General features: G+C 62.3%; 24 protein-coding genes and 1 tRNA gene. 19 read left to right on the plus strand and 6 right to left on the minus strand.

Annotated elements, in window-relative coordinates; translation table 11 throughout:
- The 15 genes from nuoH (at window position 1) to AC0L3H_RS19645 (ending at window position 15,049) form a co-directional block, all read left to right on the plus strand.
- Window positions 1–1,044 carry an NADH-quinone oxidoreductase subunit NuoH gene (gene nuoH, locus AC0L3H_RS19575; protein WP_023798860.1) on the plus strand — a complete coding sequence of 348 codons (1,044 nt, stop codon included), beginning with the start codon at window positions 1–3 and terminating at the stop codon, window positions 1,042–1,044.
- Window positions 1,044–1,295, plus strand: coding sequence for a hypothetical protein (locus tag AC0L3H_RS19580; RefSeq protein WP_473586571.1), 252 nt, complete (start codon window positions 1,044–1,046; stop codon window positions 1,293–1,295). Before nuoH ends, AC0L3H_RS19580 begins: the two co-directional genes overlap by 1 nt.
- Window positions 1,292–1,783 (plus strand): NADH-quinone oxidoreductase subunit NuoI, encoded by a 492-nt coding sequence (gene nuoI / locus AC0L3H_RS19585; protein ID WP_287198832.1) that lies wholly within the window; start codon window positions 1,292–1,294, stop codon window positions 1,781–1,783. Before AC0L3H_RS19580 ends, nuoI begins: the two co-directional genes overlap by 4 nt.
- A gap of 123 nt (window positions 1,784–1,906) precedes the next feature.
- Window positions 1,907–2,527 (plus strand): NADH-quinone oxidoreductase subunit J, encoded by a 621-nt coding sequence (locus AC0L3H_RS19590; RefSeq protein WP_091594336.1) that lies wholly within the window; start codon window positions 1,907–1,909, stop codon window positions 2,525–2,527.
- 1 nt (window position 2,528) lies between these two features.
- Complete coding sequence (nuoK, locus tag AC0L3H_RS19595; RefSeq protein WP_023798863.1) at window positions 2,529–2,837, plus strand: NADH-quinone oxidoreductase subunit NuoK; 309 nt, start codon at window positions 2,529–2,531, stop codon at window positions 2,835–2,837.
- Window positions 2,838–2,848: 11 nt separating this feature from the next.
- Entirely contained in the window at window positions 2,849–4,822 is a 1,974-nt protein-coding gene (nuoL, locus tag AC0L3H_RS19600; RefSeq protein WP_473586572.1) for an NADH-quinone oxidoreductase subunit L, read from the plus strand.
- Window positions 4,822–6,327: an NADH-quinone oxidoreductase subunit M gene (locus tag AC0L3H_RS19605; protein ID WP_473586573.1), complete on the plus strand. Its 1,506-nt coding sequence runs from the start codon at window positions 4,822–4,824 to the stop codon at window positions 6,325–6,327. The genes nuoL and AC0L3H_RS19605 overlap by 1 nt, the downstream gene beginning before the upstream one ends.
- Window positions 6,328–6,346: 19 nt before the next feature.
- Window positions 6,347–7,783, plus strand: a complete 1,437-nt coding sequence (gene nuoN / locus AC0L3H_RS19610; RefSeq protein ID WP_473586574.1) for an NADH-quinone oxidoreductase subunit NuoN — start codon at window positions 6,347–6,349, stop codon at window positions 7,781–7,783.
- A gap of 4 nt (window positions 7,784–7,787) precedes the next feature.
- Window positions 7,788–8,609: a biotin--[acetyl-CoA-carboxylase] ligase gene (locus tag AC0L3H_RS19615; protein WP_091594342.1), complete on the plus strand. Its 822-nt coding sequence runs from the start codon at window positions 7,788–7,790 to the stop codon at window positions 8,607–8,609.
- Between the two features lie 117 nt (window positions 8,610–8,726).
- Entirely contained in the window at window positions 8,727–10,397 is a 1,671-nt protein-coding gene (locus AC0L3H_RS19620; protein ID WP_473586575.1) for a ribonuclease J, read from the plus strand.
- Window positions 10,398–10,494: 97 nt separating this feature from the next.
- Window positions 10,495–10,899, plus strand: coding sequence for a methylmalonyl-CoA epimerase (gene mce, locus AC0L3H_RS19625; RefSeq protein ID WP_473586576.1), 405 nt, complete (start codon window positions 10,495–10,497; stop codon window positions 10,897–10,899).
- Entirely contained in the window at window positions 10,896–11,180 is a 285-nt protein-coding gene (locus AC0L3H_RS19630; RefSeq protein WP_023798870.1) for a DUF1467 family protein, read from the plus strand. The genes mce and AC0L3H_RS19630 overlap by 4 nt, the downstream gene beginning before the upstream one ends.
- Before the next feature lie 577 nt (window positions 11,181–11,757).
- Entirely contained in the window at window positions 11,758–13,086 is a 1,329-nt protein-coding gene (gene proS / locus AC0L3H_RS19635) for a proline--tRNA ligase (protein ID WP_473586577.1), read from the plus strand.
- Window positions 13,083–14,369, plus strand: coding sequence for a lipoprotein-releasing ABC transporter permease subunit (locus tag AC0L3H_RS19640; protein ID WP_473586578.1), 1,287 nt, complete (start codon window positions 13,083–13,085; stop codon window positions 14,367–14,369). The genes proS and AC0L3H_RS19640 overlap by 4 nt, the downstream gene beginning before the upstream one ends.
- Window positions 14,366–15,049 carry an ABC transporter ATP-binding protein gene (locus AC0L3H_RS19645; RefSeq protein ID WP_473586579.1) on the plus strand — a complete coding sequence of 228 codons (684 nt, stop codon included), beginning with the start codon at window positions 14,366–14,368 and terminating at the stop codon, window positions 15,047–15,049. Before AC0L3H_RS19640 ends, AC0L3H_RS19645 begins: the two co-directional genes overlap by 4 nt.
- A 568-nt stretch (window positions 15,050–15,617) precedes the next feature.
- Here the strand turns inward: AC0L3H_RS19645 and lipB are convergent.
- The gene (gene lipB, locus AC0L3H_RS19650) at window positions 15,618–16,361 is read right to left on the minus strand and encodes a lipoyl(octanoyl) transferase LipB (RefSeq protein ID WP_473586580.1); all 744 of its coding nucleotides are present in this window, start codon (window positions 16,359–16,361) and stop codon (window positions 15,618–15,620) included.
- Window positions 16,362–16,642: 281 nt separating this feature from the next.
- Between lipB and AC0L3H_RS19655 the strand changes: the two genes are divergently transcribed.
- Window positions 16,643–16,727: transfer RNA gene (locus AC0L3H_RS19655), tRNA-Leu, on the plus strand.
- A gap of 280 nt (window positions 16,728–17,007) precedes the next feature.
- Here the strand turns inward: AC0L3H_RS19655 and AC0L3H_RS19660 are convergent.
- Window positions 17,008–17,937, minus strand: a complete 930-nt coding sequence (locus tag AC0L3H_RS19660; protein ID WP_473586581.1) for a dihydrodipicolinate synthase family protein — start codon at window positions 17,935–17,937, stop codon at window positions 17,008–17,010.
- 409 nt (window positions 17,938–18,346) lie between these two features.
- Between AC0L3H_RS19660 and AC0L3H_RS19665 the strand changes: the two genes are divergently transcribed.
- Window positions 18,347–20,059, plus strand: coding sequence for a GH32 C-terminal domain-containing protein (locus tag AC0L3H_RS19665; protein WP_473586582.1), 1,713 nt, complete (start codon window positions 18,347–18,349; stop codon window positions 20,057–20,059).
- 22 nt (window positions 20,060–20,081) lie between these two features.
- Here AC0L3H_RS19665 and AC0L3H_RS19670 read toward each other — a convergent pair whose 3' ends face one another.
- Window positions 20,082–20,855, minus strand: coding sequence for an HAD-IIB family hydrolase (locus AC0L3H_RS19670; RefSeq protein ID WP_473586583.1), 774 nt, complete (start codon window positions 20,853–20,855; stop codon window positions 20,082–20,084).
- A complete protein-coding gene (locus AC0L3H_RS19675) occupies window positions 20,852–22,183 on the minus strand; it encodes a glycosyltransferase (RefSeq protein ID WP_473586584.1) in 1,332 nt (443 codons plus the stop codon). The genes AC0L3H_RS19670 and AC0L3H_RS19675 overlap by 4 nt, the downstream gene beginning before the upstream one ends.
- Before the next feature lie 398 nt (window positions 22,184–22,581).
- Between AC0L3H_RS19675 and mgtE the strand changes: the two genes are divergently transcribed.
- A complete protein-coding gene (gene mgtE, locus AC0L3H_RS19680) occupies window positions 22,582–23,994 on the plus strand; it encodes a magnesium transporter (RefSeq protein ID WP_473586585.1) in 1,413 nt (470 codons plus the stop codon).
- A 130-nt stretch (window positions 23,995–24,124) separates the two neighbouring features.
- A complete protein-coding gene (locus AC0L3H_RS19685; protein WP_023685221.1) occupies window positions 24,125–24,511 on the plus strand; it encodes a MerR family transcriptional regulator in 387 nt (128 codons plus the stop codon).
- A gap of 12 nt (window positions 24,512–24,523) precedes the next feature.
- On the opposite strand, the gene AC0L3H_RS19690 is transcribed toward AC0L3H_RS19685, so the two are convergent.
- Complete coding sequence (locus tag AC0L3H_RS19690) at window positions 24,524–25,030, minus strand: methyltransferase family protein (protein ID WP_473586586.1); 507 nt, start codon at window positions 25,028–25,030, stop codon at window positions 24,524–24,526.
- Window positions 25,027–26,019 carry a heparan-alpha-glucosaminide N-acetyltransferase gene (locus AC0L3H_RS19695; RefSeq protein ID WP_473586587.1) on the minus strand — a complete coding sequence of 331 codons (993 nt, stop codon included), beginning with the start codon at window positions 26,017–26,019 and terminating at the stop codon, window positions 25,027–25,029. Before AC0L3H_RS19695 ends, AC0L3H_RS19690 begins: the two co-directional genes overlap by 4 nt.
- Window positions 26,020–26,042: the final 23 nt, after the last annotated feature.

Genomic DNA, 26,042 nt, shown 5'->3' on the forward strand with positions numbered 1-26,042 from the left:
ATGGACACCTTCTTCTCCTTCTACGTGCTGCCGGCGCTGCTCATCCTGCTGAAGTCAGTCGTGCTGATCGTCGTGCTGTTGATCTTCGTCGCCTACATCCTGTACGCGGACCGCAAAATCTGGGCGGCGGTGCAACTGCGCCGCGGCCCGAACGTCGTCGGCCCATGGGGCACGCTGCAGGCTTTCGCCGACCTTCTGAAGTTCGTGTTCAAGGAGCCGGTGATTCCGTCCGGCGCCAACAAGGGCGTTTTTCTGCTGGCGCCGCTGGTTTCGGCGGTTCTGGCGATCTCGGCCTGGGCGGTGATTCCGGTCAACGAGGGCTGGGCGATCGCCAACGTCAATGTTGGCATCCTCTATGTCTTCGCCATCTCCTCGCTCGAGGTCTATGGCGTGATCATGGGCGGCTGGGCGTCCAACTCGAAATATCCGTTCCTCGGCGCGCTGCGCTCGGCGGCGCAGATGGTGTCGTACGAGGTCTCGATCGGCTTCGTCATCGTCACCGTGCTGCTTTGCGTCGGCTCGCTCAACCTTTCCGACATCGTGCTGTCGCAGCAGGATGGGCTGGGCACGCGGGTTGGCCTGCCCAACACTTTCCTCGACTGGCATTGGCTGTCGCTGTTCCCGATGTTCGTCATCTTCTTCATCTCGGCGCTGGCCGAGACGAACCGCCCGCCTTTCGACCTTGTGGAAGCCGAATCGGAACTCGTCGCCGGCCATATGGTTGAGTATTCGTCGACGCCGTTCCTGCTGTTCTTCCTCGGCGAGTATGTCGCCATCGTGCTGATGTGCGCGCTGGCAACCATCCTGTTCCTCGGCGGCTGGCTGCCGCCCTTCGACTTCGCTCCCTTCACCTGGGTGCCGGGGCTGATCTGGTTCGTGCTCAAGGTCTGCCTGGTGTTCTTCATGATCTCGATGGTGAAGGCCTTCGTGCCGCGCTACCGCTACGACCAACTGATGCGGCTCGGCTGGAAGGTCTTCCTGCCGATCTCGCTGGCGATGGTGGTGATTGTCGCCGCGTTCCTCAAGATCACGGGGTTTGCGTGATGGGCGATTCGGCAATCCTGGTGCTTGGCGCCGCTGCTGGCGCCTCGGTGGCATGGCTGACGTCTATTTTCGCGTTGCCGACTGCGTTGCACATGTTTGGGCGTTCTAAGGGACTTGGATTGCCCCTTTCCGTCGACGAGAAGCAAATGCGCGAGCATTTGATCCGTAGACTCTACCTTGTGGTTTCTCCGCTTGCGTGTGGCGTCATGGGCGCCGCAGTCGCGTTGCAAATGTTTGGGGGTGCTGAATGAGCACGCTGTCTCAAGCCGCAAAATCGCTGCTGCTGCAGGATTTCGTCAGCGCCTTCTTCCTGTCGATGCGCCAGTTCTTCGCGCCGAAGGAGACGATCAACTACCCGCACGAAAAGGGGCCGACCAGCCCGCGCTTTCGCGGCGAGCATGCGCTGCGCCGCTATCCGAACGGCGAGGAACGCTGCATCGCCTGCAAATTGTGCGAGGCGATCTGCCCGGCGCAGGCGATCACCATCGAGGCCGGCCCGCGCCGCAACGACGGCACCCGCCGCACGGTGCGCTACGACATCGATATGGTGAAGTGCATCTATTGCGGCTTCTGCCAGGAGGCCTGCCCGGTCGACGCCATCGTCGAGGGGCCGAATTTCGAATTCGCGACCGAGACGCGCGAGGAACTTTATTACGACAAGGACAAGCTCCTGGCCAATGGCGACCGCTGGGAGCGCGAACTGGCGCGCAACATCTCGCTGGACGCGCCGTACCGCTGACATTTGACGCATGGACGAGGCGAGAGGCCTCGTCTAAGGAACACGCGGCTTCGGCACCGGAGGCGGAACGAAGCACACAACGGACAGTGCGAAAGCCGGTCCAACAGGAACCCGGGGGAACCCATGCTGAATGGACTAGAGGCGGCCTTTTTCTACCTCTTCGCCTTTGTCGCGGTGGCGTCGGCGTTCATGGTCATTTCGGCGCGCAATCCCGTGCATTCGGTGCTGTTCCTGATCCTGACCTTCTTCAATGCCGCGGGCCTGTTCATGCTGACCGGCGCCGAGTTCCTGGCGATGATCCTGCTCGTCGTCTATGTCGGCGCAGTCATGGTGCTGTTCCTGTTCGTCGTCATGATGCTCGACGTCGATTTCGCCGAGATGAAAGAAGGCGCCCTGCAATACGCGCCGATCGGCGCGCTGGTCGGGCTGATCCTGGCGGCTGAGCTGATCGTCGTGCTCGGCGGCTATACATTCGCGCCGCAACTGGCGGCGACGGTTGCAAAACCCATTCCGGACCTTGCCGCGCGCTCGAACACGGCAGCGCTCGGCGACATCCTCTACACCGACTACCTCTACTACTTCCAGATTGCCGGCCTTGTGCTGCTGGTCGCCATGATCGGCGCCATCGTGCTGACGCTGCGCCACAAGCCGGGCATCAAGCGGCAGTCGATCGCCGCCCAGGTCGGCCGCACGCCGGCAACGGGAATGGAAATCCGCAAGGTCAAGACGGGCGAAGGAATCTGAGATGGTCGTCGGCATCGCACATTATCTGACCGTATCGGCGATCCTGTTCACGCTCGGCGTGTTCGGCATTTTTCTCAACCGCAGGAACATCATCGTCATCCTGATGTCGATCGAGCTGATCCTGCTTGCGGTCAACATCAATTTCGTCGCCTTCTCGGCAGCGCTAGGCGATCTCGTCGGACAGGTGTTCGCGCTGTTCGTGCTGACGGTCGCAGCGGCTGAAGCGGCGATCGGCCTCGCCATTCTCGTCGTCTTCTTCCGCAACCGCGGCTCGATCGCGGTCGAAGACGTGAACATGATGAAGGGTTGACGGAAACCACCATGTATCAGGCCATCGTCTTCCTTCCTCTGCTCGGCTTCCTGATCGTCGGCCTGTTCGGCACGTCGCTCGGCGCCAAGGCGTCCGAATACATCACCTCCGGCTTCCTGGTGATATCAGCCGTGCTGTCGTGGGTCGCCTTCTTCGCCGTCGGCTTCGGCGAGGGCGAGGTGTTCACCGTGCCGGTGCTGCGCTGGATCCAGTCGGGCGGGTTGGAAGCCGCATGGGCACTGCGCATCGACACGCTGACGGTGGTGATGCTGGTCGTCGTCAACACGGTGTCGGCGCTGGTCCACATCTACTCGATCGGCTACATGCATCACGACCCGAACCGGCCGCGCTTCTTCGCCTATCTGTCGCTGTTCACCTTCGCCATGCTGATGCTGGTGACGGCCGACAACCTCGTGCAGATGTTCTTCGGCTGGGAAGGCGTCGGCCTCGCCTCCTATCTGCTGATCGGCTTCTGGTACAAGAAGCCGTCGGCCAATGCCGCCGCGATCAAGGCCTTCGTCGTCAACCGCGTCGGCGATTTCGGATTCGCGCTCGGCATCTTCGGCGTGTTCGTGCTGTTCGGCTCGGTCAATCTCGGCACCATCTTCGCCAATGCGGCGACGTTCATTCCGGCCGAAGGCGGCTCCGAGAGCGCTGCCGTACTGACCTTCCTCGGCTATGCGCTCGACAAGCAGGCTGCGATGACCGTCGTCTGCCTCTTGCTGTTCATGGGCGCCATGGGCAAGTCGGCCCAGGTGCCGCTGCACACCTGGCTGCCCGACGCCATGGAAGGCCCGACGCCGGTCTCGGCGCTCATCCATGCCGCCACCATGGTGACGGCCGGCGTGTTCATGCTGGCGCGGCTGTCGCCGCTGTTCGAACTGTCGCATTCGGCGCTGATCGTGGTCACCTTCATCGGCGCCTTCACCGCCTTCTTCGCGGCGACCGTCGGCCTTGTCCAGAACGACATCAAGCGCGTCATCGCCTATTCGACCTGCTCGCAGCTCGGCTACATGTTCGTGGCGCTCGGCGTCGGCGCCTATGGCGCGGCGATCTTCCATCTGTTCACGCATGCCTTCTTCAAGGCGCTGCTGTTCCTTGGCTCCGGCTCGGTGATCCACGCCGTCTCGGATGAACAGGACATGCGCAGGATGGGCGGCCTTAGAACGCTCATTCCGAAGACCTACTGGATGATGGTGATCGGCACGCTGGCGCTGACCGGCGTCGGCATTCCGGTGACGGTCATCGGCACCGCCGGCTTCTTCTCCAAGGACGCGATCATCGAAAGCGCCTTTGCCGCGCACAATCCGGTCGCCGGCCTTGCCTTCGTGCTGCTGGTCGTCGCCGCCTGCTTCACCAGCTTCTATTCCTGGCGGCTGATCTTCATGACCTTCCACGGCCAGCCGCGGGCGAGCCACGAGGTCATGCACCACGTCCATGAATCACCGCCGGTCATGCTGGTGCCGCTGTACATCCTGGCGGCGGGCGCCCTGTTCGCCGGCGTGATCTTCCATGGCGCCTTCATCGGCGAGGGCTATGCCGAGTTCTGGAAGGCGTCGCTGTTCACGCTGCCGGAAAACCACATCCTGCACGACATCCACGAAGTGCCGTTTTGGGTGAAGCTGTCGCCGTTCGTCGCCATGCTGATCGGCTTTGCGATTGCCTGGCAATTCTACATCCGCGCGCCGGAAATGCCGAAGAACCTGGCGGCGCAGCATCGCGGGCTCTACGCCTTCCTGCTCAACAAGTGGTATTTCGACGAACTCTTCGACTTCCTGTTCGTGCGGCCGGCAAAACGCCTCGGCCACTTCCTGTGGAAGACCGGCGACGGCACCGTGATCGACGGACTTGGTCCTGACGGGGTTTCGGCGCGCGTCGTCGACGTCACCAACCGGGTCGTCAAACTGCAGACCGGCTACCTCTATCACTATGCCTTCGCCATGCTGATCGGCGTTGCCGCATTCGTCACCTGGATGATGCTCTGATGACCGCCTGGCCGATCCTCTCGCTGGTCACCTTCCTGCCGCTGGTTGGTGTGCTGTCCATTCTGCTGATCAATGACGACAGCGTGAATGCCCGCCGCAACATCCGCGCCATTGCGTTGTGGACGACTGGTATCACCTTCATCGTCTCGCTGTTCATCTGGACCGGCTTCGACAATGCGGAGCCCGGCTTCCAGTTCGTCGAGAAGTTTGCCTGGCTGGATTCCGGCATCTCCTACCATATGGGCGTCGACGGCATCTCGATGCTTTTCGTCATCCTGACCACCTTCCTGATGCCGCTCTGCATCCTGGCTTCGTGGGAATCGATCGAGAAGCGCGTCAAGGCCTACATGATCGCCTTCCTGCTGCTGGAGACGCTGATGATCGGCGTGTTCTGCGCGCTCGACATCGTCTTGTTCTACGTCTTCTTCGAAGCCGGCCTGATCCCGATGTTCATCATCATCGGCGTGTGGGGCGGCAAGCGGCGCGTCTACGCCTCGTTCAAGTTCTTCCTCTACACGCTGGCCGGCTCGGTGCTGATGCTGCTCGCCATCATGGCGATGTTCTTCCAGTCCGCCACCACCGACATCCCGACCCTGCTGACGCACAACTTCCCGGCCTCCATGCAGACCTGGCTATGGCTCGCCTTCTTCGCCTCCTTCGCCGTGAAGATGCCGATGTGGCCGGTGCACACCTGGCTGCCGGACGCCCATGTCGAGGCGCCGACGGCCGGTTCCGTGATCCTGGCCGCCATCCTGCTGAAGATGGGCGGATACGGCTTCCTGCGCTTCTCCCTGCCGATGTTTCCGATCGCCTCGGAGATGTTTGCGCCGCTGGTCTTCGCGCTGTCCGTCGTCGCCATCATCTACACCTCGCTGGTGGCGTTGATGCAGGAGGACATGAAGAAGCTGATCGCCTATTCGTCGGTCGCCCATATGGGCTTCGTCACCATGGGCATCTTCGCGATGAACCAGGAAGGCGTCCAGGGGGCGATCTTCCAGATGCTGTCGCACGGCCTGGTCTCCGGCGCGCTGTTCCTGTGCGTCGGCGTCATCTACGACCGCATGCACACGCGCGACATCGACGCCTATGGCGGGCTGGTCAACAACATGCCGAAATACGCCACCGTGTTCATGATCTTCACCATGGCCAATGTGGGCCTGCCCGGCACCAGCGGCTTCGTCGGCGAGTTCCTGACCATGCTCGGCGTGTTCCGGGTCAACACCTGGGTGGCGTTCTTCGCCGCCACCGGCGTCATCCTGTCGGCGGCCTATGCGCTGTGGCTGTATCGCCGGGTGATCTTCGGCGCGCTGACCAAGGACAGCCTGAAAGGCCTGCTCGACCTGTCGACGCGCGAGAAGGTGATCATCTACCCGCTGGCCGTGCTGGTCATCTTCTTCGGCGTCTACCCGGCGCCGGTCTTCGACGCGACTGCCGCATCGGTCAAGGCGCTCGTCACCAATGTCACCGCATCCATCGACACCGCGCAGACCGCGGCGGCGAACTGACCCGAGAGGTTTGCGAACCATGACGCCGGACCTTCTCTCCAGCCTGTCGCTGTCGACGCCAGAGCTGATCCTCGCCGTCGGCGCCCTGGCGCTGCTGATGCTCGGCGCCTATTCGCGCGCCAACACCACCACCACGGTCAGCGGCCTTGCCGTGGCCGTCCTGGTGGTTGCCGGCGTCTGGACGATCTTTTCCACCGGGCAGGGCAACGCTTACGGCGAAGCCTTCGTCCAGGATCCCTTCGCCCGCTTCATGAAGGTGCTGGCGCTGGTCGGGTCGGCGGTGACGCTGGTCATGTCGATGCGCTTCGCCAAGGCGGAGCATTTCGACAAGTTCGAGTATCCGGTGCTGATCCTGCTGTGCACGCTCGGCATGATGCTGATGATCTCGGCCAACGGCATGATCGGGCTTTATCTCGGCCTCGAACTGCAGTCGCTGGCAATCTACGTGCTGGCGGCGATCAACCGGGACAATCTGCGCTCGACCGAGGCGGGGTTGAAATATTTCGTCCTCGGCGCGCTGTCGTCCGGCATGCTGCTCTACGGCATCAGCCTCGTCTACGGCTACACCGGCAACACCGGCTTCCAGGAGATCGCCGCAGCACTTGGCGGCGGCGAGCGGCAGCTTGGCCTGGTGTTCGGCCTGGTCTTCGTGCTGGCCGGCCTCGCCTTCAAGATATCGGCGGTGCCGTTCCACATGTGGACGCCCGACGTCTATGAAGGCGCGCCGACGCCGGTGACGGCCTTCCTCGCGGCGGCGCCGAAGATGGCGGCGATGGCGCTGATCGTGCGCGTCACCATGGACGCCTTCCAGCCGATCGCCGCCGACTGGCAGCAGATCATCGTCTTCATCTCGATCGCCTCGATGCTGCTCGGCGCCTTTGCGGCTATCGGCCAGACCAACATCAAGCGGCTGATGGCCTATTCCTCGATCGGCCATATGGGCTACGCTCTGGTCGGCCTCGCCGCCAACAGCCAGGCCGGCGTGCGCGGCGTCGCCATCTACATGCTGATCTATCTGGTGATGACGCTCGGCACCTTCGCCTTCATCCTCGCCATGCGGCGCAAGGAAGGCAATGTCGAACAGATCAGCGATCTCGCCGGGCTGTCGTCGACCAATCCGATCATGGCGACGATCCTGACCATCCTGATGTTCTCGCTGGCCGGCATTCCGCCGCTCGCCGGCTTCTGGGGGAAGTGGTACGTGTTCCTTGCCGCCATCAACGCCAACCTCTACGCGCTGGCGATCATCGGCGTGCTGGCCTCGGTGGTGGGCGCTTATTATTATCTGCGGATCATCAAGATCATGTGGTTCGACGAAGCGGTCGGCGGCTTCGTGCCGATGGCGACCGAGCTTCGCATCGTGCTTGGCGTCTGCGGCGCCTTCGTGCTGTTTTATGTGCTGATCGGCGGGCCGATCGGCACCTATGCCGAAGCCGCCGCCAAGACATTCTTCTGACGGGATGGCATTTCGGCTGGCTCCAACAGCGGCCTCGGAAGGGTTCCGGCTCGAGGCACATGACACCGTCGGTTCTACCAATGCGCTGGCGCTCGACCGTGCGCGGGCGGGAGATCCGGGCAAGCTCTGGGTCGTTTCGAAAAAACAGGAAAGCGGGCGTGGCCGGCGCGGCCGGGTCTGGGCGACCCCCGAGGGCAATCTGGCGGCGACGCTGCTGGTGGTCACCAATGCCGAGCTTCGCCTCGCCGCGACGCTCGGCTTCGTCGCCGGGCTGGCGCTGGCCGATGCGCTCGACGCCGTCGTGCCGAAGGGCAGGATCGCAATCGGCCTCGACGGCGGCAGCGATGGAAAAAACCGTTTCGAGCTGAAATGGCCGAACGATGTGCTTGCCTCCGGCGCCAAGCTTGCCGGCATCCTGCTGGAATCGGCGATACTCGAAGGCGATCGCTTTGCGGTGGCGGTCGGCATCGGTGTCAATGTGGTGGCATACCCCAAGGATTTGCCTTATCCCGCGACATCGCTTAGCGCGCTGGGCGCTGCTTGCGATGCCGAGACATTGTTTCTGGCGCTGTCGGATGCCTGGAGCGAGAATGCGCGGCTGTGGAACGATGGGCGCGGGTTGGCCGCCGTCAGGCGGCGCTGGCTGGCGCGCGCGGCAGGGCTTGGCGGGCAGGTTGCTGTCAGAATTGACGGTAATGTGGTGCGCGGCACGTTCGAGACCATTGACGAGGACTGCCGTTTCGTGATCCGCGACGATGAGGGTTCGGTTCTGACGATCGCCGCCGGCGACGTGCATTTCGGTGCGGTCGCGTCGGCCCAGGTTTGACGGGCCCCCCAGGTTTGGCAGGCCAAGGTTTTGACAGGCCAAGTTTTTTACGGGCTCAGGTTTGACTGGCCCCAGATTTTGACGGGCTTGGGTTGACCGGCCAGGAAAGGAATGATCATGGCGACAGCGGAAAACGCCGAACTCGTCTTCGTGCCGCTTGGCGGCGTCGGCGAGATCGGCATGAACTTCGCCCTCTATGGCTACGGGCCAGCCAATGCGCGTGAATGGATCGTGGTCGATGTCGGCGTGACCTTTCCCGATGCCAGCCTGCCTGGCGTCGACCTGGTGCTGCCCGACACGCGCTTCATCGAGGAGAACGTCGCCAATCTGCGCGGCATCGTCATCACGCACGCGCATGAGGACCATTACGGCGCGCTGCTCGACACATGGCCGAAGCTCAAGGCGCCGGTCTGGATGACGCCGTTTGGCGCTGGATTGCTGGAAGCCAAGCGGCAGGGCGAGCAGGGCGCACCAAAGATCCCGGTGACGATCTACCGCGCCGGTGAAAAGTTCAGCGTCGGCCCGTTCGAGATCGAGGCCATCCCGGTCGCCCATTCGATCCCCGAGCCGATGTCGCTGGCGATCACCTCGCCGGCTGGCACCGTCATCCACACCGGTGATTGGAAGATCGATCCGGCGCCGACGATCGGTCCGCTGACCGACGAGGCGCGCTTTCGCGCCTATGGCGACAACGGCGTGCTGGCGTTGATCTGCGATTCCACCAATGCGCTGCGGGAAGGGGTGTCGCCGTCGGAAGTCGCGGTTGGCGAGGGCCTCAAGGGCGTCATCCAGAACGCCAAGGGCCGCGTTGCGGTCACCACTTTTTCCTCCAATGTCGGACGCATCGTCTCCATTGCCAAGGCGGCACGCGATGCCGGCCGGCAGTGCCTGGTGCTCGGCCGCTCGCTGAAGCGGGTCATCGATGTTGCCGGCGAACTCGGCTACATGGATGGGCTGCCCGAATTCATCGCCGAAGAGGACTTTGGCTTCATCCCGCGCGAAAACCTCGTCATCATCTGCACCGGCAGCCAGGGCGAGCCGCTTGCGGCACTGGCGAAACTGTCGCGCGAGGAGATGAAATCGGTGTCGCTGACGGCAGGCGACACGGTGGTGTTTTCCTCGCGCACCATTCCCGGCAACGAGAAGGGTATCCTCGAGATCAAGAACCGTCTGATCGATCTCGGCATCAAGATCATCGAGGACGGTGATGCGCTGGTGCATGTCTCGGGCCATCCGCGCCGCAGCGAGCTGCGCAAGATGTATGAATGGGTGCGGCCGCAGATCGGCGTTCCCGTGCATGGCGAGGCGGCGCATCTGGTGGCGCAGGGATCGCTGATGTCGGTGTCCGGCATCGGCCAGGTGGCGCAGGTGCGCAACGGCGACATGCTACGGCTCTATCCCGGTGCGGCGGCGATCATCGACCAGGTGCCGTTCGGCCGCATCTACAAGGACGGCAGGCTGATCGGCACCGACCAGGCGATGGGCATTCGCGACCGGCGCAAGCTGTCTTTCGCCGGCCATGTCGCGGTAAATGTCGTGCTCGACGACAAATATGAGCTCGCCGGCGATCCCGATCTGGTCGCCATCGGCGTCGCCGAGGCCGATGGCCGCGGCGAGAGCCTGGAGGACCTGATGATCGATGCGGCAATCGGCGCCGTGGACTCCATCCCCCGTCAGCGCCGAAGAGATCTCGACCTCGTGCAGGAGGCAGTGCGCCGCGCCGTCCGTGGCGCCGCCAATGAAGCCTGGGGCAAGAAGCCGCTGGTGACGGTGTTCGTCACAAGGTAAGGGAATAGGGGAGTAGGGCAGTACGGCAGTAGGGGGAGAAAGTCGTTTTTCCCTACTCCCATACTGCCCTATTACCTTACTGCCCTGAGGAAAACCAATGCTTGGACGCCTGAACCATGTCGCGCTTGCCGTGCCGGATCTGGCTGCGGCGACAGCGGCTTATCGCGACACGCTCGGCGCTCGGGTGACGGCGCCGCAGGCGCTGCCGGAGCATGGCGTGACGGTGGTGTTCGTCGATGTCGGCGATACCAAGATCGAATTGCTGGAGCCGCTTGGTGAGGGTTCGCCGATCGCGGCATTCCTCGAGAAGAACCCCTCGGGCGGCGTGCATCATCTGTGCTATGAGGTCGACGACATTCTTGCCGCGCGTGATCACCTCATCGCCAGCGGCGCCCGCGTCCTGGGCGACGGCAACCCGAAGACCGGGGCGCACGGCAAGCCGGTGCTTTTCCTGCATCCCAAGGATTTCTTCGGCACGCTGGTCGAACTGGAGCAAGCATGAGCTGGGTTTCATTTCTCGCCCTGTTCTTCATCACATGGTGGGTGGTGCTGTTCGCCATCCTGCCGTTCAGCCTGAGGACGCAGGATGAGGATGAGGACGTGACGCTGGGCACGGTATCCAGCGCGCCGCGCGGACCGCATATGCTGCGCGCGGTGCTGCGGACGACGATCGTCACACTGGTTCTGCTTGGCATCTTTTATGGCATGACGCGGGGGCTCGGCCTCGGCATCGACGACATCCCGCACATCGTGCCGGATTTCAGTCGGAGTCCCGAAAACTAGACCGCCGGGTACGGCTGGCCACATCTTGCATGCGAGCACCAATCCGGGCTGGAAGCCGATGCAGGTTCCTAACCGGCTGTGCTGGGGACCAGGTAAAGTGGTTTAGCAATTTGTCGTGCTAACCAAATGATTGCACAAAAAAAATGCAAGGCACGAGGCCTTGCAATTTAAACGCGTCCGATCTGTTTCCGGTATCCGGCGGCAGCGAGTAACCGCGCCTAGATCGCATCCTCCCAAGACTTTGACCGCGTAGGAGAGCAGATTTCTTTCCGCCCTCTCGTTTATCGGCGCACATTAGACCAAGCCGGGTGAAAATGTCACGCAGAATTTTGCCCGGAAATAAGCAATCTCGTGCTGCACTGCACAATAGTATGGCAGGCGTTGCTTGCGAAACGACCAGCAAGGCAAACGCGGCACTGCGGCGCCTTTGCGACGCCCCATCGGGCGCCCAGTTGGCTGCCAGTTGGCTTGGGGGGGCGGGTTTCCATTCCGTCATGAAATGGCTATGAAGCCGGGGCAAGCAAGCCTGCGCTGCGCCGATTCCGGTGCGGCAATCCTCTCTCTCACGGACCGGTCCATGCGTTTGTCGCGCTATTTCCTGCCTATCCTTAAAGAAAATCCGCGCGAGGCGGAAATCGTCTCGCACCGGCTGATGCTGCGCGCCGGCATGATCCGCCAGCAGGGGCAAGGCAGTTTTTCCTGGCTGCCGCTCGGCAAGAGGGTGCTGGACAAGGTCTGCCGGATCGTTCGCGAGGAGCAGGACCGGGCCGGCGCGCTTGAGATCCTGATGCCGACCATCCAGTCGGCCGAGCTGTGGCGCGAAAGCGGCCGCTATGACGACTATGGCAAGGAGATGCTGCGCATCAAGGACCGGCAGGATCGGGACATGCTCTATGGGCCGACCAACGAGGAGGTGGTCACCGAGATTTTCCGCGCCTATGTGAAGTCCTACAAGGATCTGCCGCTCAATCTCTATCACATCCAGTGGAAGTTCCGCGACGAGGTGCGGCCGCGCTTCGGCGTCATGCGCAGCAGAGAGTTCCTGATGAAGGACGCCTATTCCTTCGATCTCGACTTCGAAAGCGCCAGGGCGGCCTATAACAGGATGTTCGTGTCCTATCTCAGGACGTTCACGCGCATGGGGCTGCAGGCAATCCCGATGCGTGCCGACACCGGGCCGATCGGCGGCGACCTCAGCCACGAATTCATCATCCTGGCCGACACCGGCGAGAGCCAGGTCTATTGCCATCGCGACTATCTCGCACTTGATGTGCCGGGGGCGGACACGGACTTCTCCAACGATGCCGAGATCGGCGACATCGTCCAGAAATGGACGACGCCCTATGCGGCGACCGACGAAATGCACGACGAGGCGGGGTGGGAGAAGGTCGCGACAAGCGACCGGGTCTCGGCGCGCGGCATCGAGGTCGGCCACATCTTCCATTTCGGCGACAAATATTCGAAGCCGATGGGCGCCAAGGTGACCGGGCCCGACGGCAAGGATCATTTTGCTTCCGGAGGTTCCTACGGCATCGGCCCGACGCGGCTGGTCGCGGCGATCATCGAGGCCAGCCACGACGACAACGGCATCATCTGGCCGGAGGCGGTGGCGCCTTTCGACATCGGCCTGATCAATATGAAAGCCGGCGACGCCGACTGCGACCGCATCTGCGATGAACTCTATGCGGCGTTTGTCGCCGTCGGCAAGGACGTGCTCTACGACGACACCGATCAGCGGCCGGGCGGCAAGTTCGCCACAGCCGACCTGATCGGACTGCCGTGGCAGGTGATCGTCGGGCCGCGCGGCGTCGCCGCCGGCGAGGTCGAGATCAAGAACCGCAGGAACGGCGAGCGTGAAACGCTGCCGGTCGCGGACGTGAAGAAACGCTTCGGTCTTGCCTTATGAGTGGAGCGGCAGCAGCTAAACCCATGGCCGCCGGAGCTTTTTCCGTGTTTGAACGCATGGTCGCGTGGCGCTATCTGCGCTCGCGCCGCAAGGAGACGGTGATCTCCGTCATTGCCTCGATCTCGTTTCTCGGCATCATGCTGGGCGTCGCCACGCTGATCGTGGTGATGGCTGTGATGAACGGCTTTCGCGCCGAGCTTCTGACGCGCATCCTCGGCGTCAACGGTCATCTGATTGTGCAGCCGCTCGACATGCCGCTGGAGGACTATGCGCAGATCGCCGGCCGCATCAACGGCGTGCCCGGCGTCCAATACGCCATTCCGCTGATCGACGGCCAGGTGCTGGCGCAAGGCAATGTCGGCGGCGGGTCGGGGGCGCTCGTGCGCGGGATCCGCGGCGAGGATCTGGGCAAGATTTCAATCGTCGCCAACAATATCAAGCAGGGGTCGATCGCCGGCTTCGACACAGGCGAAGGCGTCGCCATCGGCAGCCGCATGGCCGACAATCTCGGTCTTGTGCTCGGCGACACCATCACGCTGATCGCGCCCGACGGCGATGTGACGCCGCTCGGCACGACACCGCGCATGAAGGGTTACCCGATCACGGCGATCTTCGAGGTCGGCATGTCGGAATATGACAGCTCTATCGTCTATATGCCGTTTTCGGAAGCACAGCTCTATTTCAACATGGATGGCCTGGCCCAGGCGATCGAGATCTATGTCGACAGTCCCGACAATGTCGATGCGCTGAAGCCGAAGGTCGAGGAGGCGTCGCAGCGGCCGATAACCATGGTCGACTGGCGAGAACGCAACCGGACATTCTTCGATGCGCTGCAAGTGGAGCGCAACGTCATGTTCATGATCCTGACGCTGATCGTGCTGGTCGCGGCGCTCAACATCATTTCGGGGCTGATCATGCTGGTCAAGGACAAGGGCCACGATATCGCCATCCTGCGCACCATGGGCGCCACGCGCGGCGCGATCCTGCGCATCTTCCTGATGACGGGGGCGGCGATCGGCGTGGTGGGGACCCTCGCCGGCGTCCTCCTCGGCGTCATCATCTGCCTGAACGTCGAGCGCATTCGCCAGTTCTTCTCCTGGCTGGCCGGCGAAAGGCTGTTCAATCCCGAGCTCTACTTCCTGAGCCAGTTGCCTGCCCGCATGGACGCCAGCGAGACGATCTCGGTGGTGCTGATGGCGCTGGTGCTGTCGTTCCTGGCGACGCTGTTTCCGGCATGGCGCGCGGCCAGGCTCGATCCGGTCGAAGCGCTGAGGTACGAATGATGGCCGAGGCCATTATCGAGCTGAAGAGCGTCGAGCGGCACTATGTCCAGGGGCCGCGCAAGCTGACCATCCTCAACGGCGCCGACTTTTCGCTGAAGCGCGGTGAGATCGTGGCGCTGGTGGCGCCTTCGGGCACCGGCAAATCGACGCTGTTGCACACCGCCGGACTGCTGGAGCGGCCGGACGTCGGTGATGTCATTCTCGCCGGCCGCGCCTGCGGGCGGCTTTCCGACGACGAGCGCACGGCGATCCGCCGCAACGATGTCGGCTTCGTCTATCAGTTCCATCACCTGCTGCCGGAGTTCACGGCGCTGGAAAACATCATGATGCCGCAACTGATAAAAGGGCTGACGCGCAAGGAGGCTGCCGAGCGGTCGGCGCAACTGCTCGACTATATGCAGATCGGCAAACGCGCGCAGCACCGGCCGTCGGAACTGTCTGGCGGTGAGCAACAGCGCGTCGCCATCGCGCGCGCCGTCGCCAATGCGCCGCTGGTGCTGCTGGCCGACGAGCCGACCGGCAACCTCGACCCGGTCACCGCCTCCTATGTGTTCGAGGCACTGGGGGCACTGGTCCGGCAGTCGGGCCTGGCGGCGCTGATCGCCACCCACAATCACGAGCTTGCCTCGCGCATGGACCGTCGCGTCACGCTCGCCGACGGCAAGGTTGTTCCGCTTTAGGTGTATCGATATTCAGCCGGCCTGCGAACGGCGGTTTCCTGCGCTTCCCTACAGCGCCGCGCGCCCTCTTGGGCGCGCAAAGGACGCTGTAGAACTTTGATTTCGCGCATGACCGAAATCGATCTTGATTTCGGGTCATGTGGGCTCACGTACTGAAGTACGCTCCGCTCCGGTTCTCGGAAGCCACCATTGTCGGCGCGGCCTGACCTGAATCTCGACACACCTAACGGGCTGATCACCAGCGACCGTGTTTCCCCGCACGCAGCCAGCGCGGAAACAGAGAAACCCGCTCTCAACCTTTCCTTAACCGTGCCGAACTGATCGCCCGAAATCCGTGCCACGCTCGGATTGCCGCCGTTGACATCCGAACAAATTCAGAACAAAATACGAACATACTGAAAACAGGAGAGCGTTATGACCGGTCTTGTTCAGGATGTCGTGTCTCTGGTTTGCATGAGCACGTTTCTCATTTCCATGGCGATCTGGATCGGAGCGATGTGAGGCAGCGCGCCTCGTTCTTCGCGGGGTGAGGGGCGGCATCGGAGCTCGGTGGTTCAGCGCCGCTTCGTCAGCCGGCCTTGCGGGCCGTTTCGACAAGCAGAGCTGCGGTGGGTCCGAAGACATCCTCGAAGGCAGATTTCAGCGCAAGATCGAGATCGGCCATTGCCAGGGGAAGGCCGAGGTCGACGAGGCTGGTGACGCCGTGGTCCTGCACACCGCACGGCACGATGCCGCTGAAGTGGCTGAGATCCGGCTCGACATTGATGGCGATGCCGTGAAAGCTCACCCAGCGCCTCAGCCTGATGCCGATGGCGGCGATCTTGTCCTCGGCGAGCGATCCGTCGGGCAGGGCGGGGCGATCCGGCCGCACCACCCAGACGCCGACACGGTTCTCGCGCCGTTCGCCACGCACGTTGAAAGCGGCGAGCGTGCCGATGATCCATTGTTCAAGTGCCGCGACGAAGGCGCGAACATCCTCGCGCCGCCGCTTCAGGTCGAGCATCACATAAGCGACCCGCTGGCCTGGCCCATGATAGGTGTATTCGCCGCCGCGTCCTGCCGCGAACACCGGGAAACGGTCGGGCTCGATCAGGTCCTCGATGCGGGCGCTGGTGCCGGCGGTGTAGAGCGGCGGGTGCTCGACCAGCCAGACCATCTCGCCGGCGCCGCCGCCTCGGATCGCTTCGGCACGCGCCTCCATCACGGCAAGCGCATCCGGATAGGCGGTGAGGCCGGGTTCGATCCGCCATTCGACCGGCGCCGAACCGGGCAGGGGCAGGAACGACGTGGCGATCTGGCTGCGTTCTGTCATGGTGTGTCTCGTCTAAAGCGCGCCGCGTTTGAAGGGAACCGTGGCGCGCTTTAGATTCTTGATTTGTGCATGTCGTTGTCCCAAAACCGCTGCGCACTTTTGGGCGACATGCATTAGCCCCACATATGGCGGCAATCGGCTGAAACGTCCAGTTGCGAGCGCGTTTCAGCTCTTTGGAGGGTTATGCCGAAGCGCGGGCATTTATTGCGCGACGCGCCCTTGTTTCGCCGGAAACGATTTGCTACACGCCGCGAGCCGGTTCGTTCCGGCTCCTACCACGTGCGGTCGTGGCGGAATTGGTAGACGCGCAGCGTTGAGGTCGCTGTGGGGCAACCCGTGGAAGTTCGAGTCTTCTCGACCGCACCAGCTTTATCCAGTAAGCTGTTATTTTTATGTGCGTTTTTTTGTTTCCTTGCAGTCCTTCCAAGACTGTTTGTGCAAACTGAACACTACGCGAACCCGTTGCTGGTTGGATGCGGAATGCCGCGCCCTCACCGCGTGGTTTGACCCGCCGTTACATGCCAGCTGCTTCAAAGACCGAACCGTGCCGCGAAACGGACACTTGGCAATGCGCGGCGAAAAATGTGCTTTCCAGGCAAGCGGCTATATATTGATGTGATTGCGCGGCAAATCGCCCGCTAGTGCGTTATCTCAAGGCTTGTTTGCGGACGCGATTTTCCAGCCGCATGAGCAAATAGTCGACCTCTTGTCTGGCCGCCGCCGACAATGCACTGCCCGGCTTGCGCTGGGCGTCCGACGCGATGGCGCCGCGCTTCATCATCACATATTTGCGTACCGCAAGTCCCACGCCGGGTTGCTGCTCATAGCGCAGATAGGGCAGGTGGGCGTCGAAAAGATCGTGCGCCTTGTCGCGCTCGCCGGCGGCGGACAGTTTCACCATGTCGACCAGCATATCGGGGAAGGCATAGCCGGTCATCGCGCCGTCGGCACCGCGCTCCATCTCGAAGTCGAGAAAGAGGCCGCCATTACCGGCAAGGATCGACAGCGGCCGCAGCGAGCCGTCCTTTTGGAAACCGCGCAGCGCGCTGATCTTCTCCAAGCCCGGCCAGTCCTCGTGCTTGAGCATGAAGCAGACCGGGTTGTCGGTGACGATGCGGCGGATGACGGCCGGCGTCATGACGACCGAAAGGGTCAGTGGATAATCCTGCAGGACGAAAGGAACATCCTCGCCGACCGCTTCGGATGCGTTGCGGAAATAGGTGACGATCTGGTCGTCGGTGCGCAGCGCCGGCGGCGGCGCGATCATCACGCCCTGCGCGCCAAGCTCCATCGCGGCGCGCGCAAGGCTGCGCATGGCGGCGAAGCCGGGGGCGGAGACGCCGACGATGACCGGCAGCCTGGTGCGCGCCACGACACGCTTGACGATCTCCAGCGATTCGCCGGCGTCGAGCTTCGGGGCCTCACCCATGATGCCGAGGATTGTCATCCCATCGACGCCGCAGCGCTCGTAGAAATCGACCATCGAATCAAGCGATTCCCAGTCGATCTTGCCATCCGCCTCGAACGGCGTCGGGGCAATGGTGTAGACGCCTTTGGTGTCAGGGCCGATGGCCATGAGCTCCTCCTAAATCCAGCTTTCAATCATAGCGCAGGACCGACCGTCCGATCCAACCCGGCAGTCGGTCCGGACGGGCGTGGTCCCGTTCGTCGTTCCATCGTATGCGGACAACTGGTTGACCGATCTGGACAATGGCTGCACGGGATTGCGCCGCGGGTCGAAACCCGCGGAAAGAGAAGGTGTTGCGCCGTCGGACAATGCAATCATGCTCTGCGAGCCGTCAACCTTCTTACGCCGCGAGTTCAGCAGCTGCAGGCGGCGATCCGTGCGGCGATCGACCTCAAGGACTGTCGATCCTGGGGAATGACTTTGCCAAAGTCAAAATCCAGCCTTAACCTTCTGCAATGCATTCCAGGTCGAGCATCCGGTATTTCCTGGGAAAGCCGCACGCAACGGAGCCCTATTTATGAGTGACAGCCAGGTAAGGATTGCGGCCGGGAACACCATTCGAAGCCTGCATGCCGATCTGCCGGTCAACGCCACCTTCCATATCTGGCTCAAGGCGACCAGGCCGGACGTTCCAGGCTCGCTGTCGTTTTCCAACGTTCGCGGCAAGTTCGGCGAGGTGAGCGTCGCGAACGCCGAAGAGCATGAGTTCAGAATTTTTCACGTCTTCGGCGGCGGCAGTGTCGAACTGGATTACGATGCGGATCAGACCTCGGTTTCGGTTGCCTACTGGTTCGCATTGGCCGACGTGCTGGAGACCGGCATTACAGTTCTCCACACCAATCCGGGAAATGCCCCACCGAACATCCCCGACAGCTATCATTTTCGTCCGCCGTTCGGCTGGATGAACGATCCGAACGGATTTGGCCGGTTTGGAGGCCGCCCACATCTGTTCTATCAGCATTATTCGCATGGCCTTCGCTGGAACACGATGCATTGGGGGCACGCCGTCTCTTCCGATTATTTGCGGTGGCGTCACATGCCAATCTTCCTGTTTCCGTCGGAAGATCTCACCGCCAGGCCCGACAAACGGGGCGGCGCCTATTCCGGCTCGGCCATCCCGCTTGCCGATGGCCCGGGCATTCGCGTCTTTTTCACCGAGCAGGTACAGGACCGTATCCCGGAACAGCAGATCCAACTCACGGCCACTTCCAGCGACCTCATCATGGCGGGAGACGCGCACGTCATCCTGCCATACCGCCCGCTTGACCAGGGATTGACAGCGGATTTTCGTGACCCATACGTCTTCAGGGGACCGGATGGCCTTTGGAAAATGCTGCTGGGCAGCCAGAGCGATGAAGGCGGCGTTGTCCTGCTCTACGAAACCCGTGACCATACGGCCGCCACCGGCTGGACGTATGTCGGCAAGCTTCTGGTCGAGAAACACTATCGGACGACGGCGATCGAATGCCCCTGTCTGCTGCCGCTCGACGGGCCTGCGACCGATCCCGCGACGCGCTGGGTTCTGATTCTCGGGCTGATGAACAGTGAGGACCGGTCGACCCGGCGCAAGAACCTGACAATGGCCATCGTCGGCTGGTTCGATGGTCGGACCTTTGCCAAGGAATTCGAACAGGAACTTGACTTCGGGACGGATAATTACGCCTTCCAGGCCTTCGCCGACGGCGATGCCATTGTCGGCATAGGCTGGCTTGCCAACTGGGCCGACACCGGACCGGCGATCGATTTCCCCACAGCCATGACATTGCCTCGCAATATCCACCTGACTGCAGGCGAGTTGCACACTCCGCCCATCGGCGCTGCCGAGAGTCTGCGGAGCCATATTCTGGACCGGACACGCCTCGCAGCCGGAGAGCAGGTAAGCTTTATCAACGGCGCCGTCGAAATCCTGTTCGAGCTGGAAAAGCCGGGTGCCCATTTCCACTTGAAGCTGCAACATCCAACTGTCCGGCTCGAGGTTGTCGTTGACGACGAGGGACTTGCCATTCGTCATGGAGACGACGCAGCGGCATCCCCTCACTATATTGCCAAGGGAGCCCGTCCAAAACGGCTGCGGATATTCCTCGACTACGGATCGATCGAGGTTTTTGCGGATCGCGGTCGTTGGGCTGGCACGAAGCGGATTAGCGGTTTTGAGCCGGTGCAATCGGCACGTCTCATCGCCGAAACGGGCGCCGTGCTACACGCGACGGTATGGGCGCTCAAACCGTGACAAGGGGATAAATATTTCCAGTTTAGGATCGGGCGTCCGCAAACACCGACCAATGAACGAGGCCTTCGACGACGCCAAGGGCGAACTGTTCCTTGGCGCTGTAGATCAGCGGGTTGGCCCGCGCCATGTCAAGCAGTTCGGGAAGCGCATTGGCAACGACAATTCCACGCGCCCCGGGCAGCTCGAACATGCTGCGGTCGTTGTTGGTATCACCGGCGACGACCACCTCATCGAGGCCAATGCCGAGCTCATTGCAGAGCCAGGCCAGCGCCTGGCCCTTGTCTGCTGAGCGCGGCAGGATGTCGAGATCGCGTCCGCTCGAATAGACCATCGTCACCGACAGGCCGGCCTCGGCCAAAGCACGCTCGATGCTGGCAAGGGCTTCCGGACTTGCGTCGAGCAGGTACCAGCTCGATTTGAAGGCGTGTTGATAGCCGTCGGGTTGGCGGACGGTGTCTTTGAGCGACCCGAGCACCGCATCGATCTTTTCAAGCGACCAGCCTTCCGAAAATCTTTGGGTAAAATGCCCCAAATCAGTAAAGTGTGTGGGGCGCGAGGTGTGCCGCGGACCGGCGAGCATCGTGCCGACGCCGCCGATGACATAGTCCGGCGCCGGCAGGGCGACTTCGTCGACGAAGTTCAAGATATCGTCGGCCAGGCGACCGCTGTTGTAGACGAGAACCGGCCGGTGCTCGGGATCGAGCGCTTGCCATTTTGATCGAAAGCGTGACGTCGCCGGCGCATCGCCCGCCAGGGTCCCGTCGAGATCACTCGACAAGAGCGCGATAGGTTTCAATCGCCGTCGTTCCACGGCTCGTCCCAGTCATGATCGTCGACCGCCTTCAGCACCGGACGTCCTTCAACAAGGCTGACCAGCTGCTGCGCGATGCCTGTCCAGGTGAACAGGCTGCGCGCCTTGTGCGCGCCCATGCGGCCCAGGCGGCCGTAGAGGCGCTGGTGCTTCATCGGCTTGACGATGGTGATGCCGAGATCTTCCTTGTCGAACGGATCGCCAAAAAGCGCGTGCCGGCCATAGCTGATCCCGCGATAGAGGCCGCCATGGATCGTAACCACGGTCGGCGTTCCGCAAGCCATTGCCTCGATCGCGGTCATGCCGAACGGCTCGTAGCGGCTCGACAGGACGAACATGTCCGCCGCCCGGTAGGTGTCGGCGAGATCCTCGTCGGCAACATAGCCGGAGAAGACGACGCGATCCTGCAAGCCTAGCTGTTCGACCTGTTGCTTGAGCTGGTTGAGGATCTTCTGTTCCTGCTCGTCCATGTTCTCGCCGCCGACAGCGAGCCTCAGGACCGCATCCGGCACACGCGGCGCCACCACTGAAAACGCATCGATCAGCAGGTCGTAGCCCTTGTTGGTGGCGAGCCGGCCGAGCGCCAGGACCGTTCGCCCTTCGAAACCGAGCCGATGGCGGATCAACCGGCGAGACGCCTCGCTGACCGGGAAGAACCGGTTGTCGTCGTAACCGGGCGGGATCATGTGCACGCGGTCGCGCTCGAGGCTGTAGTCCTCGACCAGCATGTCGACCTGCGGCGGCGTTGTTGCGATCACCATGGCGCAGCTTCGATAGATGATCGTCTCGTGCTTGATGCGCTCGCTGAAATTGAACTCGGCCTCGAATGTATCGGCCTTGTCAGGGTAGTCCGTCTTCATCTGGCGCTGCTTCCAGATGCCAAGCGAATGCGGCGTATGGATGTGCGGGACAGTGAGCGCTTCCGACAGTCGCTGCCCCGCCACGCCCGCATCCCAGTAGTGAGAGTTGATGAAGTCGTAGGAGAGGTTTTCCCGGCGAATCAGGCGCAGCGCGTTTTCACACCACTCGAGAAGGTGGCGGTGGAGATATTCCTTCGGAATAAAATCGGGTCCGCCACAGGCGACACGCAGGACGCGAACCCCGTCGGCCACGTCATCGACAGGAGGCTGGTCTTCAAATCGTCGCGTCCAGATATCGACGGCATAACCCAACTGGGCCAGCTTTTTGGCAAGTTCCAGGATATAGACCACCTGTCCGCCGGTATCGGCCGCGCCGAGTGGCGGATTGGCTGCTACGTAGCCGTGGGTTGAAATGAGAGCAATTCGAGGTATCGCCGCATCCGAGTCCGGCATCTGTATCCTTCTCTACGATTGATCTGCGCACGCCGCAGCATGCACAAGTTGGATTATATAAGGTTTCCAGCCGCCATCCGCAAATGTCGAAAGCGCCGGGCGGCCGCCAGGCTGGTGGTACATCGGTGAGAATATTGACTCCGCCCGCAATGGTAGCCTCCCAGAGACGCCGATAGGGAACATACCGAGGAGCCTCGGCGTGACGATGATGGGAGCCGGACAAGACATTGTGCGATTGGTCGATGATTGCGCCCGCGGACATCGAGTTCGAAATCTGACGGACGCTGTAGCAATTTGACGCTGCTCATGATCCTTTCTGGAAATCGATTCCGATTTCCATGGTCATGCGCTAGACCTAACACGCAGCTTTTCCGGAATTCTGATGGCGGGAGGCGCTGGTGGAAGGCCAGGACGAACAGACGACCGGCGCCAGGACTGCTGAGGACAGCGCCAACATCTATGGCGAGGACGGCGCCATTCTGTCGTCGTTCCTTGCCCAGATCGGCGCCGCGATCGCCGATCGCGACACGCTGACGCTGAAGCGTGAAGTCGACGACCTGCACCAATCGGAACTCGGCGACCTGATCGAGGCGCTTCATCCAGAACAGCGCCGCGCCCTGGTCGAATTGTTGGGCGCCGACTTCGATTTTTCCGCGCTGACCGAGGTCGACGAGGCTATCCGCCGCGACATTGTCGACAGCCTGCCCAACGCCCAGATTGCCCAGGGTGTGCAGGACCTCGATTCTGACGACGCGGTCTACATTCTCGAGGATCTCGAAAAGGAAGACCAGGACGAGATCCTGTCGCAACTGCCGTTCACCGAGCGGATCAGGCTGCGCCGCTCGCTCGACTATCCCGAAGAGACCGCCGGTCGCCGCATGCAGACCGAGTTCGTCGCGGTGCCGCCATTCTGGACGATCGGCCAGACCATCGACTACATGCGCGAGGACAACAACCTTCCCGACCGCTTCAGCCAGATTTTCGTCATCGATCCGAGCTTCAAGCTGCTCGGCGCCATCGACCTCGACCAGATCCTGCGCACCAAGCGCTCGATCAAGGTCGAAGAGGTCATGCATGAGACCAGGCACGCCATTCCGGCGACGATGGACCAGGAGGAGGCGGCGCGCGAATTCGAACAATACGACCTTCTCTCCGCTGCCGTCGTCGACGAGAACGAGCGGCTGGTCGGCGTGCTGACCATCGACGACGTGGTCGACGTCATCCAGCAGGAAGCCGAGGAGGATCTGCTGCGCATGGGCGGTGTCGGCGACGAAGAATTGTCGGACAGCATCCTTTCGACCTCGCGCTCGCGCGTTCCGTGGCTGCTCGTCAACCTTTTGACGGCGTTCCTGGCGGCCTCGGTGATCGGCCTGTTCGACCGCACGATCGAGCACATCGTGGCGCTGGCCGTGCTGATGCCGATCGTGGCAGGCATGGGCGGCAATGCCGGCTCGCAGACCATGACGGTCACGGTGCGGGCGCTGGCGACGCGGGACCTCGACATCTACAATGCCGGCCGCATCATCCGCCGCGAGATGGGGGTGGGCTTCATCAACGGCATCATCTTCGCCATCCTGATCGGCATCGTCGCGGCCGCCTGGTTCCGCGATCCCAATCTGGGCGGCATCATCGCCGCGGCGATGATCATCAACATGTTCGTGGCCGCACTGGCCGGCATCCTGATCCCGCTGCTGCTCGACCGGTTCAAGATCGACCCGGCCGTGGCTTCGGCGGTTTTCGTCACGACGGTCACCGACGTCGTCGGCTTCTTTGCCTTTCTCGGCCTCGCCACATGGTGGTTCGGCGTGTGAGCGACGCAATTGACTTTTACGTAAATGCCATGCGAGATTCTGGAACAGCCTCCGGCCGATTCTGAAACGCGTGCGGATAGCGAGGCCGCATGGTTGGAACCCGCAGCGCGGCCGGGCATTTGGAGTGATGATGCGGGAATATTATTCGATAACCGAACTGACCCGCGAATTCGACGTTTCGACGCGGACGCTGCGCTTCTACGAGGACGAGGGGCTGGTGCAGCCGGTGCGGCGCGGCCGCACGCGGCTATTTCGCCCGTCGGACCGGCATCTGATCCGCCAGATCATGCGCGGCAAGAGGCTCGGCTTTTCGATCAACGAGATCCGCGAAATCATCCAGATGTACAAGGAGCCGCCCGGCGAGGTCGGTCAGCTCAACCTGATGATCAAGCGCATCGAGGAAAAGCGCGAGGATCTGCGCCAGAAGCGCCGCGATCTCGAAGAGACCCTGGCCGAACTCGACCAGGCCGAAGAGTCGTGCGTCGAGCGGCTGGTGGAACTCGGCGTCAACACCTGATCGGCTGCCGCCTCAAATCCAGCGCCGCACCGTTTTCGCGTAATCCCGGTATTTCTTGCCGAATTTCGTTGCCAGAACCTTTTCCTCGCTCTCGATCGCCATTTTCTGCGTTGCGAAGGCGGCGATGATCGCCAGCGGCAGGAACCATACGTTCCCCGAGATAAGGGCGACGCCGATCATCAGCAGCGTGTTGGCCAGATAGATCGGATTGCGGCTGACGGCGAAGGGGCCCGATGTAACCAGATGGTCCGGCACGGCGTTCGGGTGGAGCGTCGTCTTTGCCCGGATCATGATGCGGATCGCCGTGAACCAGAGTGCGACGACGCCGAACAATGCCACCCAGCCGGCCGCGAACAGGATGTCGCCCAAAAGGCCGCTGATCCAGGGCAGCGGATAAAGCAAGCCAAGCGCGATGCTGACGGCGATGGCCGCGACATAGATCAGCGGCGGCCACGGTATAAACCCCGGTTTTTGCTGTCCCGGTTTCTGTTGGCCCGGTTTCTGCTGATGGTCGGTCATTGTGCTCCTCCCTCCATCAAAGTGCCGTCGGCCTTGGCAGTGCAGGCGCCGGCGAGCTCGTCGAGATGCGCCTTCCATTCCGCAGCCTGGTCGTTGCGGTAGAGCCGATCAAGCGTGGCCTCGCCCTCGAGCGTATCGAGCATGCAGTCACAATAGCTGCTGCAGAACTCCGTGTCGCGCGATTGCTCGCATGATGCCTGGCACTCTTTCAGGAAGGTGACCTGCCTGGTTTCGACCGCTGCCGGCATGACTTGCGAAATCAGCCAGACTGAGCCGATCAGCACCGGCTGGTGGATCAGATAGAAGGCGAGGCTGTGCCGGCCGATAAAGACCAGCGGATTGGTCCAGCGGCCGGGCGTCAGGCCCGCCAGCCGCGTCAGCATGCCGGAGGCGAAGGCAAGCTTTGCCGCTGCGATGCCGGCAAGCACAGCGCCGAACCATGGAAACAGCGGGACATAATCGTTGGAGCGCGGGTTGGTTGCCGACAGGCCGACCCACCACAGGGCCGGATGATCGAAGATCTCGGACCTGAGGTAGAGCGGCGCGGTGATGACGAAAGCTGCGACAACCAGCGTCAGCAGCGCCGGCAGCCGCAGAAACGCCAGGCCGAGCAGGCTGGCGAGCGCGATCTCGTGCAGGATGCCGAAGAAGATGAAACTGTCGGGTGTGGCAAGCCTGGTGGCGGCCGATATGGCGAGCGCCGCCCCGCCGACCATGGCGAAGCGTTTCCAGAAGCCGTTCCAGCGGATTTGCTTGCCATGGGCGAGGAACAGGCTGACGCCGACCAGGAACAGGAAGGTCGAAGCGATGCAGCGCGCGTAGAATTTCCACCAGCCAAAGGCGGTCAGGCCGGGATCGGTGTAGCCGAAGAATTCGAGATCCCAGGTGAAATGGTAGCTCGCCATGGCAAGCAAAGCGATGCCGCGGGCGGCGTCGATAGCGACGATGCGCCTGGATCGGTCCTGAACGGCCGGCGTAGGAATGGTCATGGTCTCGCAATTCTGATTCAGTG

The organism is Mesorhizobium sp. WSM4816 (assembly GCF_055811535.1).

Excerpts from the sequence above, each read along its gene's own strand:
- nuoI (WP_287198832.1), top strand. The coding sequence starts at position 1,292 with ATGAGCACGCTGTCTCAAGCCGCAAAATCGCTGCTGCTGCAGGATTTC.
- AC0L3H_RS19580 (WP_473586571.1), top strand. The coding sequence starts at position 1,044 with ATGGGCGATTCGGCAATCCTGGTGCTTGGCGCCGCTGCTGGCGCCTCG.
- nuoN (WP_473586574.1), top strand. The coding sequence starts at position 6,347 with ATGACGCCGGACCTTCTCTCCAGCCTGTCGCTGTCGACGCCAGAGCTG.
- AC0L3H_RS19620 (WP_473586575.1), top strand. The coding sequence starts at position 8,727 with ATGGCGACAGCGGAAAACGCCGAACTCGTCTTCGTGCCGCTTGGCGGC.
- nuoH (WP_023798860.1), top strand. The coding sequence starts at position 1 with ATGGACACCTTCTTCTCCTTCTACGTGCTGCCGGCGCTGCTCATCCTG.
- AC0L3H_RS19645 (WP_473586579.1), top strand. The coding sequence starts at position 14,366 with ATGATGGCCGAGGCCATTATCGAGCTGAAGAGCGTCGAGCGGCACTAT.
- AC0L3H_RS19640 (WP_473586578.1), top strand. The coding sequence starts at position 13,083 with ATGAGTGGAGCGGCAGCAGCTAAACCCATGGCCGCCGGAGCTTTTTCC.
- AC0L3H_RS19665 (WP_473586582.1), top strand. The coding sequence starts at position 18,347 with ATGAGTGACAGCCAGGTAAGGATTGCGGCCGGGAACACCATTCGAAGC.
- nuoK (WP_023798863.1), top strand. The coding sequence starts at position 2,529 with ATGGTCGTCGGCATCGCACATTATCTGACCGTATCGGCGATCCTGTTC.
- AC0L3H_RS19675 (WP_473586584.1), bottom strand. The coding sequence starts at position 22,183 with ATGCCGGACTCGGATGCGGCGATACCTCGAATTGCTCTCATTTCAACC.
- AC0L3H_RS19690 (WP_473586586.1), bottom strand. The coding sequence starts at position 25,030 with ATGACCGACCATCAGCAGAAACCGGGCCAACAGAAACCGGGACAGCAA.
- mce (WP_473586576.1), top strand. The coding sequence starts at position 10,495 with ATGCTTGGACGCCTGAACCATGTCGCGCTTGCCGTGCCGGATCTGGCT.
- AC0L3H_RS19695 (WP_473586587.1), bottom strand. The coding sequence starts at position 26,019 with ATGACCATTCCTACGCCGGCCGTTCAGGACCGATCCAGGCGCATCGTC.
- AC0L3H_RS19660 (WP_473586581.1), bottom strand. The coding sequence starts at position 17,937 with ATGGCCATCGGCCCTGACACCAAAGGCGTCTACACCATTGCCCCGACG.
- lipB (WP_473586580.1), bottom strand. The coding sequence starts at position 16,361 with ATGACAGAACGCAGCCAGATCGCCACGTCGTTCCTGCCCCTGCCCGGT.
- AC0L3H_RS19630 (WP_023798870.1), top strand. The coding sequence starts at position 10,896 with ATGAGCTGGGTTTCATTTCTCGCCCTGTTCTTCATCACATGGTGGGTG.
- nuoL (WP_473586572.1), top strand. The coding sequence starts at position 2,849 with ATGTATCAGGCCATCGTCTTCCTTCCTCTGCTCGGCTTCCTGATCGTC.
- AC0L3H_RS19615 (WP_091594342.1), top strand. The coding sequence starts at position 7,788 with ATGGCATTTCGGCTGGCTCCAACAGCGGCCTCGGAAGGGTTCCGGCTC.
- AC0L3H_RS19605 (WP_473586573.1), top strand. The coding sequence starts at position 4,822 with ATGACCGCCTGGCCGATCCTCTCGCTGGTCACCTTCCTGCCGCTGGTT.
- proS (WP_473586577.1), top strand. The coding sequence starts at position 11,758 with ATGCGTTTGTCGCGCTATTTCCTGCCTATCCTTAAAGAAAATCCGCGC.
- AC0L3H_RS19685 (WP_023685221.1), top strand. The coding sequence starts at position 24,125 with ATGCGGGAATATTATTCGATAACCGAACTGACCCGCGAATTCGACGTT.
- AC0L3H_RS19590 (WP_091594336.1), top strand. The coding sequence starts at position 1,907 with ATGCTGAATGGACTAGAGGCGGCCTTTTTCTACCTCTTCGCCTTTGTC.